At 42.0% G+C, this 16048-nt stretch carries 16 protein-coding genes; 6 read left to right on the plus strand and 10 right to left on the minus strand.

Annotation, left to right across the window (positions count from 1 at the left end; all coding sequences use genetic code 11):
* Nucleotides 1–22: 22 nt before the first annotated feature.
* On the minus strand, nucleotides 23–1378 hold the full coding sequence (ffh, locus tag ACZ47Z_RS10875) for a signal recognition particle protein (RefSeq protein ID WP_054752255.1): 1356 nt from the start codon (nucleotides 1376–1378) through the stop codon (nucleotides 23–25).
* Nucleotide 1379: 1 nt separating this feature from the next.
* On the minus strand, nucleotides 1380–1730 hold the full coding sequence (ylxM, locus tag ACZ47Z_RS10880; protein WP_015529516.1) for a YlxM family DNA-binding protein: 351 nt from the start codon (nucleotides 1728–1730) through the stop codon (nucleotides 1380–1382).
* A 430-nt stretch (nucleotides 1731–2160) separates the two neighbouring features.
* Between ylxM and ACZ47Z_RS10885 the strand changes: the two genes are divergently transcribed.
* Complete coding sequence (locus ACZ47Z_RS10885) at nucleotides 2161–3105, plus strand: S8 family peptidase (RefSeq protein ID WP_020436866.1); 945 nt, start codon at nucleotides 2161–2163, stop codon at nucleotides 3103–3105.
* 110 nt (nucleotides 3106–3215) lie between these two features.
* Nucleotides 3216–3512 (plus strand): hypothetical protein, encoded by a 297-nt coding sequence (locus ACZ47Z_RS10890; RefSeq protein ID WP_015529512.1) that lies wholly within the window; start codon nucleotides 3216–3218, stop codon nucleotides 3510–3512.
* Between the two features lie 60 nt (nucleotides 3513–3572).
* On the opposite strand, the gene ACZ47Z_RS10895 is transcribed toward ACZ47Z_RS10890, so the two are convergent.
* Nucleotides 3573–3737 carry a hypothetical protein gene (locus ACZ47Z_RS10895; RefSeq protein WP_020436864.1) on the minus strand — a complete coding sequence of 55 codons (165 nt, stop codon included), beginning with the start codon at nucleotides 3735–3737 and terminating at the stop codon, nucleotides 3573–3575.
* A 177-nt stretch (nucleotides 3738–3914) separates the two neighbouring features.
* On the opposite strand from ACZ47Z_RS10895, the gene ACZ47Z_RS10900 reads away from it, so the two are divergent.
* From ACZ47Z_RS10900 to ACZ47Z_RS10910, 3 genes are all read left to right on the plus strand, one after another.
* Nucleotides 3915–4445, plus strand: coding sequence for a hypothetical protein (locus tag ACZ47Z_RS10900; protein WP_270840721.1), 531 nt, complete (start codon nucleotides 3915–3917; stop codon nucleotides 4443–4445).
* Nucleotides 4342–4626 carry a hypothetical protein gene (locus ACZ47Z_RS10905; protein ID WP_020436863.1) on the plus strand — a complete coding sequence of 95 codons (285 nt, stop codon included), beginning with the start codon at nucleotides 4342–4344 and terminating at the stop codon, nucleotides 4624–4626. The genes ACZ47Z_RS10900 and ACZ47Z_RS10905 overlap by 104 nt, the downstream gene beginning before the upstream one ends.
* A 132-nt stretch (nucleotides 4627–4758) precedes the next feature.
* Nucleotides 4759–5541, plus strand: coding sequence for a tRNA pseudouridine synthase A (locus ACZ47Z_RS10910; RefSeq protein WP_054752246.1), 783 nt, complete (start codon nucleotides 4759–4761; stop codon nucleotides 5539–5541).
* A 51-nt stretch (nucleotides 5542–5592) separates the two neighbouring features.
* Here the strand turns inward: ACZ47Z_RS10910 and ACZ47Z_RS10915 are convergent, their stop codons facing one another.
* Nucleotides 5593–8040: a glycoside hydrolase family 3 protein gene (locus tag ACZ47Z_RS10915; RefSeq protein ID WP_464525560.1), complete on the minus strand. Its 2448-nt coding sequence runs from the start codon at nucleotides 8038–8040 to the stop codon at nucleotides 5593–5595.
* 296 nt (nucleotides 8041–8336) lie between these two features.
* On the opposite strand from ACZ47Z_RS10915, the gene ACZ47Z_RS10920 reads away from it, so the two are divergent.
* Nucleotides 8337–9788 (plus strand): sodium:solute symporter family protein, encoded by a 1452-nt coding sequence (locus ACZ47Z_RS10920; protein ID WP_020436860.1) that lies wholly within the window; start codon nucleotides 8337–8339, stop codon nucleotides 9786–9788.
* A 204-nt stretch (nucleotides 9789–9992) separates the two neighbouring features.
* On the opposite strand, the gene ACZ47Z_RS10925 is transcribed toward ACZ47Z_RS10920, so the two are convergent.
* The 6 genes from ACZ47Z_RS10925 to ACZ47Z_RS10950 all read right to left on the minus strand — a co-directional run bounded on the left by ACZ47Z_RS10925 (nucleotide 9993) and on the right by ACZ47Z_RS10950 (nucleotide 16043).
* Nucleotides 9993–11345 (minus strand): MATE family efflux transporter, encoded by a 1353-nt coding sequence (locus tag ACZ47Z_RS10925; RefSeq protein WP_117569291.1) that lies wholly within the window; start codon nucleotides 11343–11345, stop codon nucleotides 9993–9995.
* A gap of 201 nt (nucleotides 11346–11546) precedes the next feature.
* A complete protein-coding gene (locus tag ACZ47Z_RS10930) occupies nucleotides 11547–13265 on the minus strand; it encodes a carbon starvation CstA family protein (protein ID WP_054752244.1) in 1719 nt (572 codons plus the stop codon).
* A 194-nt stretch (nucleotides 13266–13459) separates the two neighbouring features.
* Complete coding sequence (locus ACZ47Z_RS10935; RefSeq protein ID WP_054752241.1) at nucleotides 13460–13909, minus strand: DUF1648 domain-containing protein; 450 nt, start codon at nucleotides 13907–13909, stop codon at nucleotides 13460–13462.
* Nucleotides 13910–13924: 15 nt separating this feature from the next.
* On the minus strand, nucleotides 13925–14185 hold the full coding sequence (locus tag ACZ47Z_RS10940; protein WP_015529502.1) for a hypothetical protein: 261 nt from the start codon (nucleotides 14183–14185) through the stop codon (nucleotides 13925–13927).
* Between the two features lie 89 nt (nucleotides 14186–14274).
* Nucleotides 14275–15231: a ketopantoate reductase family protein gene (locus ACZ47Z_RS10945; RefSeq protein WP_117498180.1), complete on the minus strand. Its 957-nt coding sequence runs from the start codon at nucleotides 15229–15231 to the stop codon at nucleotides 14275–14277.
* 173 nt (nucleotides 15232–15404) lie between these two features.
* Nucleotides 15405–16043 (minus strand): methylated-DNA--[protein]-cysteine S-methyltransferase, encoded by a 639-nt coding sequence (locus ACZ47Z_RS10950; RefSeq protein ID WP_054752239.1) that lies wholly within the window; start codon nucleotides 16041–16043, stop codon nucleotides 15405–15407.
* Between the last annotated feature and the right edge of the window lie 5 nt (nucleotides 16044–16048).

Below are 16048 nucleotides of genomic sequence, written 5' to 3' on the forward strand. Positions count from 1 at the left end.
TTGTTATTGTTTCATTTATATGTCAAAAGGGAAGCTTGAATTTGCCCCTTTTTCCACCTTTGCCACCCATCATTCCAGGAAGTTTCTTCATCATCTTTCTGGATTCGTTGAACTGTTTTACCATACGGTTCACATCTGCGATATCCACACCTGCACCCTTGGCAATTCTGTGCTTTCTGGATGGATTCAGCAGATCCGGGTTTCTTCTCTCTTCCAAAGTCATGGAGTAGATGATTGCTTCCATCTGAGCCATCTTCTTCTCATTCTCTTCGGAATCAAGATCAGGCATCTTACCTCCGAGATTACCCATTCCAGGCAGCATTCCCATGATGCTGGACAAACCGCCCATCTTACGCATCTGTTCCATACTGTCAAGATAATCTTCAAAGTCAAACTGAGCTTTCTTCATCTTATCAGCCATCTTCTTGGCTTTCTCTTCATCAAGCTCAGCGCCTGCCTTCTCAATCAGGGAAAGGACATCTCCCATTCCCAGAATTCGGGATGCCATTCTGTCCGGATAAAACTGCTCCAGATCTGAAAGCTTCTCTCCCATGCCGACATAAAGGATCGGTTTTCCTGTCACTGCCTTGATAGACAATGCAGCACCGCCTCGTGTATCTCCGTCAAGCTTTGTGACGATCACACCGTCGATTCCAATCTTATCGTTAAAGGAACTTGCTACATTCACCGCATCCTGTCCGGTCATCGCATCGACAACCAGGATGGTCTGATGAACTTCCACAGCTTCCTTAATCTCCTGAAGCTCTGCCATCATATCTTCATCTACATGAAGACGTCCTGCAGTATCAAGGATCACAATATTGTTACCATTCTTTGCTGCATGCTCAACTGCTGCCTTCGCAATATCCGCCGGCTTATTCTTGTCTCCCATGGAGAACATCTCTACGCCCTGCTTCTCTGCGTTGATCTCCAACTGCTTAATTGCAGCCGGACGGTAAACATCACATGCTACCAGAAGTGGTTTCTTACCTTTTAACTTAAACTTTCCTGCAAGCTTTGCAGTTGTTGTTGTCTTACCTGCTCCCTGAAGACCTGCCATCATGATCACTGTGATCGCACTGCCCGGTTGAAGCTTGATCTCTGTTGTCTCAGATCCCATAAGCCTAACCAGCTCTTCATTAACGATCTTGATCACCATCTGTCCCGGATTCAGTCCGTTCATCACATCCTGACCAACAGCCCTCTCCTGAACATCCTTTATGAAGCCCTTAACAACCTTGAAGTTTACATCTGCTTCAAGAAGCGCCATCTTAACTTCCTTCAGAGCTGCCTTAACATCATCCTCTGTCAGTCTTCCCTTGCTTCGCAGGTTCTTAAATACATTCTGAAGTTTTTCACTTAAGCTGTCAAATGCCATTCTATAACTCCTCTATGATCGCATCCGCAATCTTACGGATCCGCTTCACCATCTCTTCCGGGTCATTCTTCTCGCGTTCCCACTCAGCAAGTGTATCATCAATCTTACTGACCTTCTCCTTCACGGAAAGGAACTTTTCTACAAGATGAAGCTTCATCTCATATCCTTCCAGTGTCTTCTGACACCGCTTCACAAGATCATGTACACCCTGGCGGCTGATCCCCTTCATCTCAGCAATCTCACTGAGCGAAAGATCTTCCAGCGCGAACTGCTCATAAATCTCCTTTTGATGATCTGTAAGCAATTCCCCGTAGAAATCAAACAATAATGCCTGCTCTAAAAACTTATTCATTATCTTCACCTCTGCTATCATACACGAAACGCAAGATGGTGTCAAGTGTTTTTTCTTTACAGTTTGCCATGCGATAAAAAAGTTGATGGCTCACGTTATAAGCTCGCTTATATAAGAGAGCCGGCAACTTTTTTATCATAGGGCGGACGCCCTTAAGCGAAAGAGCTTGCTCTTGAGCTTATGCTTGGCAAACGGACGCTTTGTTTGTTCCAGTGCAGACATCTTTATCACTAATTTGTAACTGTTCAGAGCCAAGCAAAATTTCATAAAACAGGTGTAAAATGCTTGCATTTTTAAGACTGTTTTTGAAATTTTATTTGGCGGATACGCCACACCGACGAAATGCGTAGCATTTTGGAGGTTGGCTCTGAACAGTTACACCAATTTAATATCAGGCATATAATAAAGAAAAAACAAAGGCTTTTCCTTCATGAAATGGGTAAAACAATCCATTCACTACTGGTGTCCGGACACAAAGGAACACAAATTTCTCGGACAAAATGTCACTGTTGCTATTCTTGATACCGGAATTTCTCCTCATCCTGATTTTAAAGGTCGTATCCTTTCTTTTCGGGATTTTTCCAGTACCACTGGTTCTTCCGAAAAAGTTCTTTTTTCTTTCTCTCATTTCTCCCCTCTCATCGACAATAGTGGACACGGAACCCATGTAGCCGGAATTCTTGCGGGAAGCGGACTTCTCTCTTCCGGAACTTATGCCGGAATCGCTCCCTTCTGCAATCTTATTATTGGGAAAGTATTGGATCAGAATGGAAACGGATCTATCAAAAATGTCATAAATGGAATTCAATGGATCCGTGATATCTACACGCAATTCCATATCCGGATCATTAACATTTCCGTAGGTACACGACCGGATCTTTCCATTCATCAAAAACTTCTTTTATTGAATGCTGTGGAATCCCTCTGGGATCTTGGACTCGTCGTAGTTGTCTCTGCCGGCAACTACGGACCTGCTCCCGGTTCCGTCACAGTTCCCGGAAGCAGCCCAAAAGTTATCACTGTTGGTGTTCCCGACACTTTTCCTCTGATCCACACCCAAAGGCATCCTCTCAATTATTCCGGCCGCGGTCCTACAGATGACTGCATTGTCAAACCTGATGTTTTTGCCCCCGGCACAGGAATTGTAAGCTGCAATGCTTTTTACTCTCAATTTCCAAATGCTCCGCCTTATCTTTCCAAAACAGGAACATCCATGGCTGCTCCTGTTGTTTCCGGTGCAATTGCCTGTCTTCTTTCAAAATACCCGTTTCTCACCAATGCAGAAGTTAAATTAAAACTTCACGCTTCCTGTGTGCAGATTCCGGGAACTGAATCCGGCTGGGGAATTTTAGATTTTTCCCGGCTGCTCGAATAATTTTTGCCACTTCACTTCTTTATCACTACAAATAATTTCTCATCTCACATTTTCTTTTTCTCCGCATACTATAACATTGTAAATCAAAAAATCTTTCGGAGGATTTAACAATGAGTGAATTAACAGCTACAAACTGCGGATGCGGTTGTGACAACGGATGTGCAAACAGCTGCGGCTGTGGCGGAAACGGAAATGGATGCGGACTGAATAACTCCTGCCTTTGGATCATCCTTCTCCTCTGCTGCTGCGGTGGCTGGGGTGGTAATGGTTGTGGCGGATGTGGTAATGGCTGCGGCAATGACAGTTGTCTGTGGATCATCCTTCTTCTTTGCTGCTGCGGCGGATGGGGCAATAATGGATTCGGATGCGGCGGTTGCGGTAATGGCTGCAACTGTGGCGGATGCTGATATCTGTTCCTTCTTCCACTTCAGAAGGGGCATGCGGAAAAACCGCATGCCCCTTCTGGCTTATCTTTTCAAACGATTCGGTTTTCCGGTAACAACACTCTGTTCCGCTCTCTTCTCGTCTGATGTTATCTTCTTTTCTTTCAGTTCTCCAAGCTTTTTCTTTAACATACACTTCTCATCAATTTCATATACTGCATTCCCATCAATAATTAACTTTCTGGACATTTTCGTTTTCCTTTCCTCTTCTTATTATTAAGATATGCCCCTGATTACAAAAGGTCTTTAATTCAGTATACGCATGATCCGATTTTTCACACATCTATATTCATGAACAGGAATATATTTTTTCTGCATTTCATATATATGTATCAGTTCAGCTGAAAGTCAGGAGGGTTTATTTTTTTGAAAACACCGACGCCTATGACCCCCTTTGACGAAGCAACTGCTTCCGGACTTCGCATGCTGAAACTTTTCCTTCCTCTTTTCCCGCCAGCTACACAGAGCATGCTTGCCGTCTTCATTAAATTCATCGAACTGCAAAATGTTCTTCACCATCAGGCTCCTGTCAGTTATGATGCACTTTCTGCCTGTGACTTTTCTTCTGGACGAGGAATAGAAAATCTTTTTCAAGACAACGCAGATTCTATTTTTGACCATCTGTCACCTTATCTCACATCAGAAGAAAAACAGCTCTTTTCTACTTTCAAAAACATAAAAGAGATGATGTCTATGGCAGATATGTTTACACAATTCTTTTCATCTGCTCCACCTTCTGATGAAGAGCCAGAAGACACTATAAACAATAACTCACCGAAAGGAGATCTTAACAATGGAAAACTGGATGAACCATCCTGCAATGAAAACGATCGATCCGCTCAAGCTGGAACTGATCAGGACAGCCGCGAAACAGACGAAAGGAAAATCCGGAAATGAACTTGCCCCGGTCATGCTCGCACTTATCACAAATGCAAACCGACAGGGACTTCGTTTCAATCCGGATGAAGTTTCATTAATTCTTGAAGTATTAAAAGAAGGTAAAAGCAAAGAAGAACAAAATCAAATTGACCGCATGATGGAAATGACCAAAAATATCTTTCGGAAACATTTTAAATAAAATCAGAATCACTCTCTTCGCCTTTGCAGTCTTATTTCTTTTCTTTTCTCTATACATTTCCATCTGCATCAGTTAAAATACAAAGGATGACTTGTCTGGAAACAGACATTATTTATAAATGGAGAACGATATATGCAGAATATTAACTTAACACTCCAATATGACGGTACACGTTATCTTGGTTGGAAACGCCCGGAAAAAGACCACAATGATCGCACAGTATCTTATAAAATTGAAAATGTATTAGAAAAAGTAACAGGAACTCCTGTTACTTTATTTTCCGGATTCCGAACAGAACCAGGAGTTCATGCTCGGAATCTCACAGTCAATTTTCTTACGGAAAGCCAACTGACTCCTGCAGAATTTAAAACTGTTCTGAACCAGTATCTTCCACAGGATATTGCCGTTTTAGATGCAGTATCAACACCCGAACGCTTTCGAGCAGACTTAAATGCACGCGAGATCACTTATGAATATGCCATGGATTTATCACCGATCTATGACCTGTTCCACAAAAACTATCGCGGTCGATTAACTGATCTGTTATCAGATTCATTATTTGATCTGCCACCTGAACAAACAGCAGAACTTCCAAATATTCTTCTTATGGAAACCGCTGCCCACTCATTACTTGGAAAGCATGATTTTAAACATTTCTCTTCGATTCGAAAAAAGAAAGGAACCGAAAAAGAAATAAAAACAATTACTTTTGTTACAGAAGAGTCTACGCTTTATATTCGTATGACAGCCAATGATTTTCTCTATCAGATGGCTCCATTTATTCTAGGAACGCTTTTGGATATCGGCATAGGGAAAAGACCCGTCGAATGTATCAATGCAATCCTGGAAGGAAAGGAAAAGCCTTCTGCATCCTGCGACACAAAAGGCTTGATCTTATACGATATTGTTTATTAATTTTTGAGTAATACGAAAAAAACTCTCATTCCCCACATTACCAAGGTGGTTTTACATTGTCTTAAGTGCAACACTTAAAATATGTTTCGCACAGCGTTGTAAATCTGCCTTGGTAATTTCTTTTCCTTCGTTCACTGCTTCTACGATATCATCCACATTCTGCTGACATCCCGGCATCTGAAGGTCATTTCCTGCTTTAATGCACTGTACACTGCTAGAATGACTATATTTTCCGGATGGTGATACCATTCCCATCTCTGTTGTATCCTGTGAAGTATACCAGTCTGTCATCACAAGACCTTCAAATCCCCACTCATCACGTGCGATGTTCTGCAGCATGTCATAGTTGTTTGCTGAATGAACTCCGTTGATCAGATTATAGGAAGTCATGATTGCATATGGTTGTGCTGTCTTTACAGCTATCTCAAATCCTTTCAGATAGATTTCTCTCAGCGCACGCTCGCTGATATGTGCATTCGTAAACATACGGTTGTCTTCCTGATTATTTCCTGCAAAATGTTTGATTGTTGTTCCCTTTCCTTTTTGAGACTGAACACCTTTCGTCTCTGTAGCAGCACAAAGACCTGTCAATACAGGATCCTCAGAATAGTATTCGAAGTTTCGTCCACAAAGCGGATTACGATGAATATTCATGCCAGGTGCGAGCCATAGATCTACATGTAACTGCTTCATCTCTTCTCCGACAAGCTCTCCCATTCTATGAATCAGATCCATATCCCAGGATTGTGCCAGTGTTGTTGCGATTGGAATGGCAGTACAAGGTGTCTCTAAACGAAGTCCTGCCGGTCCATCTGCCTGAATAAGATTCGGCACTTTTCGTGTTTCAAGTAAACTGGAAGTGGTGTCTCCTGCTGCACCCGGCACACAGGAGGATGCTGAACCAATTACATTTCCGTCGCCATTTCTTCTCTCTGTTCCAACACAAAGTTCTGCCATTTCTTCCACGGTAAGCTGCGCTGTCAGTTCATCCAGAGTCGCGTTGCCTGCTTTTACATCTTCCAGCGTCAGAACTTCATCTTTCCTCTTATCCATAAGTGTCCTGCGCATCACTTCATATTCTACAAGTTCTTTCTTAAAGTTCTCTGCCTGAAGCATAATTCTAAATGGAATCGCCGGCACACCGAAATCAAATTCAATATCGAAAATCGGAATCATATGGTGAAGCTCTCTGACTGCAATTGTATCACGCATCAGACGTTTCAGTTGGAATGTTGTCACCTGCTCATCAAGGTCGATGACTGCCACAGCCTCCGTATTACGTGAACTGTTTCCTACGCGGATCGTGTATTCCCCTTCTTCCATAACCCAGGCCGCATCATATGCATCAAAAGATGCCATGTCTGTCGTTGCAAATGTGATCGTCACGACATCTTTTTCTCCCGGCGCAAGCAATTTAGTCTTAGCAAATCCTGCAAGTTCCTGTGTTGGTTTCTCCATGATTCCATCCGGTGCGGAATAATAAACCTGAACAACTTCTTTTCCAGGATATTTGTCACCAATGTTCGTAACCTCAACTTCAACCTGTACCTGCTTTTCATCTGCTGTTACATTCATTGTTTTTATTTCAAATTCTGTATAGCTTTTTCCATATCCAAAGCAATATAGAGGCATCACACCAAATGTATCAAAATAGCGGTATCCGACATAGATTCCATCACTGTAATATTCGTCGTCAAGATTTCCATCCCTGTGGCTAAATGTTGCAGAGGATGGATAATCCTCATAAGATCTTGCCCATGTATCAGTCAGCTTTCCTGAAGGAATCGTCTTAGCAGTCAGCACATCAGCAACTGCATAACCTCCCATATTTCCTGTCTGTCCCACAAGCATAATTGCCTGTACACCTTCAATTGCCTTCAATGCAGTCAGATCAATGACTCCACCTACATTCAAAAGAACAATACAGTTCTTATAGTGTTCTGTCATAAAACGGATATTCTGAAGTTCTCTGTCGCTGAGATAATAGTCTCCCTTCTCTGCCCTGCGGTCTTTTCCCTCTCCGGAATTTCTAGAAATTACATAAATTGCCGCATCCGCTTCTTTTACATCCGCTTCTGTAATCTCCGGCTGTTCCGGTTCCTCAAAAGGGTTCTCGAAGGCATATAGCATCGATGGTTTTCCTGTTTTCTCTGTAAATTCATTTAACTTTTTCGCATACGCTTCCTGCGCATCCGCATAAAGTCTGTCATACTGATCCAGCCAGCCTTCTGTTACAAATTCAAATCCTGCACGCTCAAGCCCTTGTGCAATCGAAATGTTTTCACGTACATTTACATCACCGGATCCTGTTCCACCTTTGATCGTATGTCTTGCTCCTGTTCCGAATAATGCAATCTTCTTTGTACCAGCCTGAAGTGGAAGGACTCCGTCATTTTCCAAAATTACCATACACTCGCCTGCAAGGCGGCGCACTTCTTCCTGATGTTCTATCTCATAATTCCGTATTTCATCTGTTTTTAACGCATCTATCTGTGTCATATACAATTCCTCTTTTCTGTCGATTATTATAATTGTAATAATAGAAACGTCAAATGTCCACCCCCTAAAAAATGTTCTTTTTCACGCTGTCCTCTCGCCTTTTATTATTTTTGTTAACATCTACCATACCAATCGATTATCTTCCGGAAATATCGATAAATTTTAACAAGTTTTTTCTCTTTTCAGGTTGCGTGTGAAAGTTTTTATGGTATAATTATTCGCATGAACATAGGTGTCAGGTTTCGCTATTTCCTGATACCTTTTTCAAATTTGACTAAAGGAAAGAGGGAGATTTTATGCAGTCAAACATTATTGTAACCGCTGTCGTTGTTATTTATCTTCTTGTTATGTTATTGATCGGTTATCTGTCATCCAAGAAGATTGAATCCAACACAGACTTCGTTGTTGCCGGAAGACGACTCGGACCATTTTTGATGGCCGGAACGCTTGCTGCTACTGAGATCGGAGGAGGAAGTTCTCTCGGTGTTGTTCAGCAGGGTATGGAAAGTCACGGACTCAGTGCCGCATGGTACATTATCACAATGGGATTCGCTTTTGTGATTCTTACATTCCTTGCACCTAAATTCCGTGCAGCAATGGTTAAAACCGTTCCTGAATATTTCCGCCGTCGTTATGGAAAACCTTCAGGAATCATTACATCTTTGATCATGTTTGTTCCATTGATCGGACTAACAGCCGGACAGTTTATCGCATCTTCCGTTATTCTGTCTACTATGCTGAATCTGAATTATAAAACAGCCGTTCTGATCGTAGGTGTCGTTGTAACAATTTATGCGATCATGGGTGGTCTTTGGAGTGTTACACTTACTGACTTTGTTCAGGTATTCCTGATCGTGATCGGAATGATCATCGCACTTCCATTTGGAATGAATCTTGCCGGTGGATGGGACAATGTTGTAGCTAATGTTCCTGCTGAAACATTTGACATGTTTAAAGGTTATAATGTAATGGATGTTATCAGTTTAACAATCATGTATGTTGCTACATTTACTGTAGGACAGGAAGCTGTATCTAGATATTACGCTGCAAGAGACGGAAAAGCAGCAAGACAGGGATCTGTCCTTGCTGCGATCGTAAACTTTATCTACGCTTTTGTTCCGACACTTATGGGAATCATCGTACTTGCACTGATCAACATGGGCAAATTCAATGCTGCGGACTTCCAGGATGTTGGTGCCCGTTATGCACTTCCGGTTCTTGCTATGGAAGCAATGCCGGCAATTATCTGCGGATTGTTATTTGCAGGTATCGTATCTGCCACAATGTCAAGTGCTGACTCAGACCTTCTTGGTGCCGGATCGATCTTTGCAAATGATATTTACAAGATTGTGATTAAGCCTAGCGCATCTGATAAAGAGATCATGATCGTAACTCGTGTTACAATGGCAGCTGTAGGTGTTTTTGCTACTCTGATTGCATTATTTAATACTTCAAGTATTGTTACAATCCTGATGTTTGCCTTCACCCTTCGTGCCGCAGGTTCTTTCTTCCCATATGTTCTCGGACATTACTGGAAAGGAGCTTCCCAGGCAGGAACCATGGCTTCTCTGATCGCCGGAACTATTGTTGTAGTATACCTGGAGCATGTTTCCAAAGGAAATCTGTTCGGTCTGCACTTCAATCAGCCGATCGTACCTGGACTGGTTGCTGCGTTGATCGCATTCCTTATCTTCTCACTGATTATGCCTCCAAAGAAGCAGACAACAGAGCTTGCACCTGAAGAGTAATTTTCAGGAATCATATACCAGACATAAATCTATAAATATACTAAAACTTCTTTTTAAAAAATAGCAGATATAAGAAACAGCAAGGCTACTGCCAAAAGCATTATTATTAAAATGCTTTCCCGACAGTAACCCTGCTGTTTCTATTTTTGTTTGGATTTCTCTTTTTGTTTGGATTTCTCTTTTTGTTCAGATTTCTCTTCTTATTTAAATTACTTTATGCTCCAGCCATTTTCTGCTGTGGAATCGCCAGGTGAAAATAATACTTCTGACCGTCCAGTCCGCAAACATTCCGATCCATACTCCCATCGGGCCAAATCCCATTACACGGATCAGAAATACACACAGGCAGAATCTGCATGCCCACATTGTACAACAGGATGTGATCATAGAAAATTTTGCATCCCCTGCTGCTCTCAATCCATATGCCGGAACAAATGACATAACCCATACAAGCGGTTTTACAATCGTGATCCACATTACCATATGGAAACACATCTTCGCACTCTCCGGTTCCATACCGCCGAGAATCGTAATTGGTTTCGTCAGTGCAAAAACAATCACACAGCTCGCAGCCATAACGATCTCAGCAATCACGCAAAGCTTTTTGATGTAATAAACTGCCTCATCCTTCCGGTCAGCTCCCAGACATTGACCTACAATTGTCATCAATCCGATTCCGACTCCGATACCACCGATTCCGTTCAGATTCTCCAGAATGTTCGTCATTGCCTGCGCAGCGATTGCTGTTGTTCCAAGTGTTGATACTGTGGACTGAATCGCCAGCTTTCCTAACTGGAACATACTGTTCTCCACACCGGATGGAATTCCGATTCCAAGGATCCTGCGGATCATTCTCCAGTCCGGACGGATTTTCAGATAATCTCGTACCACAATTGGCTGACGATCCAGACGAAGCTCTGCCAATACTACGACCGCACAGAAAATACGTGAAATCAAAGTTGCCAGTGCAGCTCCCGCGACTCCCATATGGAAGCCCCAGATCATAATTGCATTTCCGACAATATTCATCACGTTTGATACCATTGAGATGAGCATCGGATCTCTCGTGTTCTCCTGTGCCCTGAAGATCGATGCCGCTGCATCATACGCCGCAATAAACGGAAATGATAATGCAGTGTAGAAGAAATAGATTTCAGATGCTCTCATAACATCTGCTTCAACTGCTCCAAAAATCAGGTGAAGTAACGGTTTCTGAAAAATAAGACAAAATGCGCTGACAGCTACTGATATAAGAGTGATGATAAATAGTACCTGTCGTGCAGACTCATTTGCCCGTTCTTTATTCCCCTGTCCAATGTACTGGGCGCAGACGATCGCACCTCCGGCTGCCAATGCGGAAAATGCCTGAATCACCAATATGTTAATGGAATCCACGAGCGATACCGCTGAGATTGCTGCTGATCCCACATTACTAACCATCATCGTATCCGCGGTACCCATGATGGAATTCAATAACTGTTCCAGTATGATTGGTACTAAAAGAGCACGGATCATCTTATTACTGAACATATGTTTTTGATTTATGTTCGCGTTCATTTATATTCCCCCTGATCTTGTTACTACTTAGATTGTCTTTTCACATTACGACTTAGTATACACCCGACAAATGTAAAATTTCTATACTTTAACCTGTTTCTATTTGAGTACAATTAAATAGAACTAGAAAAAAGATCTTCATGCCAGACATTTTAAGTCTGCATGAAGATCTTGTCTCTTACTCTTTATTAACTATTCTGCTTATTCCAGAATGGTTGTCTCCTCAACTTTATCTGCCTGAGCTTCTTTCTTCTCTGTAAGCTTTTTAATTCCCTGAATTGCTACGATTACTCCAAGGATAAGAAGCAGAACAGCAAAGATCAGCTGTAATGTATTTCCAAGGCTCAGACCTGTTGTCATAAACTGACCTCCCAGTTTACAGATTGTCATTCCAAGTGCTGTAAATGTTACTGCCATCATAAAGACCATTGGAATCCAGAGCATTGCTCCCTGGCGTTTTGTCTTCTTAAGGAATACTGCACATGCAATCAGTGCAAGTACTGACAGAAGCTGGTTTGCTGATCCAAACAGTGGCCAGATTTCTGCATATCCAACCTTTGCAAGTAAGTATGCAAGTACCAGTGTAATAACTGTTGAGAAATATTTATTGGTTGCTACTTTCTTGTACAATGGCAGATTATCCATATCTGTGTCATCATCGATAAAGAATTCCTGGAAAGAAAGTCTTCCGACACGTGCAACGGAATCAAGTGATGTCAATGCAAATGCTGATACTGCAAGGTTGATCAGTGTAAATACAAGTGAATGCGGTAAGCCGATCACTTCAAGGAAGTTTGCGATTGCTCCTGCAAAAATCTGTGGCTGTGTTGTCAGTCCCTGTGCTGCTGCCTCGCCATCAGCGAAGGAAGCAACTGCGATCAGTGCGATTACAGCAAGCATACTTTCCATGATCATTGCTCCGTAAGATACAGGGAGCATGTTCTTCTCACTCTTAATCTGCTTAGAAGCAGTTCCTGAAGATACCAGTGAATGGAATCCTGATACAGCTCCACATGCAATTGTTACAAACAGAATTGGGAACATATAACTTCCATCTACATTGAAGCTTGTAAAAGCTTTCAGGTTACAGGATGGATTTGCTACAAATACTCCGACAATTGCTGCTGCAATCATAAAGATCAGCAAGTAACTGTTCAGATAATCACGTGGCTGAAGCAGCATTGTTACCGGTGCGACACTGGCAATCAGAATGTAAATAAAGATCAGGATATGCCATGTCTCTCTTGTCAGATACATTGGAAAATAAAGTCCAAGTGCTACCGCTGCGACAAGCATAACAATTGCAATTGCTGTATTAACCCATTTATTCAGTTTTGCATATTTCAAAATGCAGCCAAGTGCTACGGCTTCTACAATGAAAAGCATGGATGTTGTTGCTACAGCACCATTTGCTGCTACTTTGCTTACAACTCCGGCATCATCGGCTACGAATCCGTTAAATGTTCCTGCAACTACATCCGCAAATGCAGCAACAACAAGAATACAGAATAACCAGCAGAATAACAGAAATAATTTCTTTCCAAGTTTACCGATATACTCTTCGATAATATAACCGATTGTACGTCCTTTGTTCTTTACAGAAGCATACATGGATGCAAAATCCTGCACTGCTCCGAAGAAAACACCTCCGATCAGAATCCACAAAAGTACCGGAAGCCATCCAAAGATTGCTGCCTGGATTGGTCCGTTGATCGGGCCTGCTCCTGCGATAGATGCGAACTGATGACCAAATACGATATTCGTATCTGCCGGCACATAATCTACGCCGTCTTCCAGTTCATAAGCAGGAGTCTTTGCATTCGGGTCAATTCCCCATTTCTTCTCAAGATATCTTCCATAGAAAAGATATCCTCCACCTAATACAACGATGGCAATGACCATCATTATAACTCCGTTCATTTTCTTTCCTTCTTTCTTAACTATAATCCAGATGCTCTCGTCAATAAATAGATCGCGCTCTGTTTTTTTATGTTAAGAGTTTAGCACTTCATCATGCTAAATTCAAGAAGGATTTTATATAAATTTTATATTTTTTTAAGATTTTGGATAAACATATTGCACAAGAGGGTTTTTATTTATTTTCTTATTCCACACTATTTCGCCCGAACCATCTGCACAGTCGATACGATAATCAATATTATCATCACTCCAAGCATCATATACATCGGCCAGATTGGATATCCTTCCACAAGACTGCTGACTCCAACATCAATCAGCAGGGCAGTAACCAGAACCTTAATCCCGCCCATCATTATCATGGCAATCTTATACAATCTTTCTCTGTTCTCGTCTGTAACAGCCACCGGGAAATTCCAGATTGCCGGAATTCTTTCCATCAATGAGAGGAATAACAACAGAAACGCGGCAAGAACTGGTTCAAATGCAAGGTTTCTTTTGCTTCCATAACTATCTGCCACTCCTGCTGCATTAAAATGTGTCGGTACTGTATCAGTAATCCTGCTCCAGATGCTGATAAGAACAATAATATAAGTAAGTAGCATGATTGCGCTAATTATAGTTGAAACTCTGCTGATTTTCTTCATAACATATTCATCCTTTTATTCCGCATCAAAATCTGTCTCAAACACGCCTTCCGGTGTTCGCATTGTCAAAATCCCCAGGTTGAAATCTTCATCCTGAATCGTGATATGATATTCAAAGATCACATCATCTTCGAACTTGGATAACAATACATAACTTCCATTCTCTTTTCCGTCAATCTGGTCACAGATGTCGTTGTATACATCTTCTCCGGAGATTGCTCTCGGATAACCGCTTGCTTTAATTTTTGCTTCGATTGCTTCGTATAATTCTTTCATCTTAATTTACCTCACCTTTTTATGTTGTTTCAACATCACTGTTTCAATATTTTTTCATAACCTGCCTCTGCCACAAATTGTTCCCTGTTTTATTTTGACCAGGTCGGTTCTTCATCTCCTGTATAATTAAACCGTCCGTCATTTTTCTCTTCTAGTGCTTTAATCATATGATATGTATACTCATTATACGGTGTCGGAATTCCAAGTTCCTTTCCCATACGGATCAGTGTACCTGAAAACATATCAATCTCTGTGTGTCTTCCTGCATCCAAATCCTGCAAAGTAGAATAACGCGCAGATGGCGGTACTGCACTTCCACGCCCGGAAGACGCCTCAGTCTTACTCAGATCGATTCCTTTCGCCTGCGCAATTGCTTCCAGTTCTCCTTTCAGTCCATCACTGATTGCCTTCATATGCACACTGTCACGGTAACATCCAACTCCCGCGCCGAGAATTGCCTGTGGCAGATTGTTACAGACATTCAGCCGAAACTTGCTCCACATCTCTTCTCTTGCATACTCTGTCGCCCGGAAATGGATTCCGGTATCCTTGAACAGTTCTTCAATTGCCCTGATGCGATCACTATCGTAAGGTGCAGTAAGTTCGCCAAAAATAATTCCGATTGTTGTCTCAGGATCAAAGTGATAGCCATCTTCTTCCTTATGTGAAGCGACCTTGATCACTGCCGGAAGAAGATGCTCCACTCCTACTTTTTCTGCAATAATCTCTTCACTGTCTACCCCGTTCATCAGACTCATAATTACAGTATTCTCCGTGGTTGCTTTCTGAATACTTTCCAATGCCGCCGAAAGTGAGCCATACTTCAATGCAACAATCAGTAAATCGACAGCGTCTGTTTCTCCGGGGTTCCATACTTCGGGATGGTATATTTTTCCGTTAATTGTGCATCCATTCTGTTTCAGTCTCTCTGCTCGTTCTCCTTCTGCGATCACTCCAAGCTCTATGTCATTTCTGCTCGATAATCCCCAGATTACATAAGAGCCTACTGCTCCGGCGCCGAGGACTGCCACTTTCTTAATTTTCATTCATTTCTCCATTTCTTATCCGATCAACACTTTTTTCCCTTCAAAAGCAAAACCATAATGATGTATTCTTTCCTGCTCTTTGCACTATACAAAGATGCTGTTCGCAGTACTTTGCGAACAGCAATCACTCGTAAGTATTATACACTATCTTTCCCAAAAGAAACAGTACTATCTTACTCTTCCATCTGATCATCCATCTGATACTTTGTCAGATCAACCTTTCCATCTACTACTTCCACACCGTCTTCTCTCAAAAGCTCTGCCTGTACATCTGCTCCGCCAAATGCAAATGCTCCGGCAAGCTCGCCTTTCGCATTCACAACACGGAAACATGGAATGTGATCCGGATCCGGATTCTTATGAAGCGCATTTCCAACTGCTCTTGACATCTTTTCATTTCCTGCCATTTTCGCAACCTGTCTATAGGTTGCCACATGCCCTTTTGGAATCCGTTTTACAGCTTCATAAATTCTTTTTGTAGGACTGTCTGTCACAAGATCATAGCTCTCACCGATCATCCGTTCAATATCCTTGTCCGGAATAGATCCATCCAGAATAATTGTGTTCCAATGCTCTTTATTCTGATGATATCCAGGAATTACCGATGGATACGCTGCACGCCAGAAATCCCTCCATCTCGGATCCGTCTTTACATTCAAATGGATCAATTCGTCTTTTTCATAGATCCACAAAAATATCTTTTTCCCTGGCTTTACACGGATCACCTGCCATCGTTGGTCTTTAAAAGGCCTGTCTTCATAGCTGTCCGGGAAAGTTAATCCATAGGCAGCAGCTTCTTCTCTTGTTTTCATCTCAT

The sequence above is a fragment of the Mediterraneibacter faecis genome, assembly GCF_055383675.1.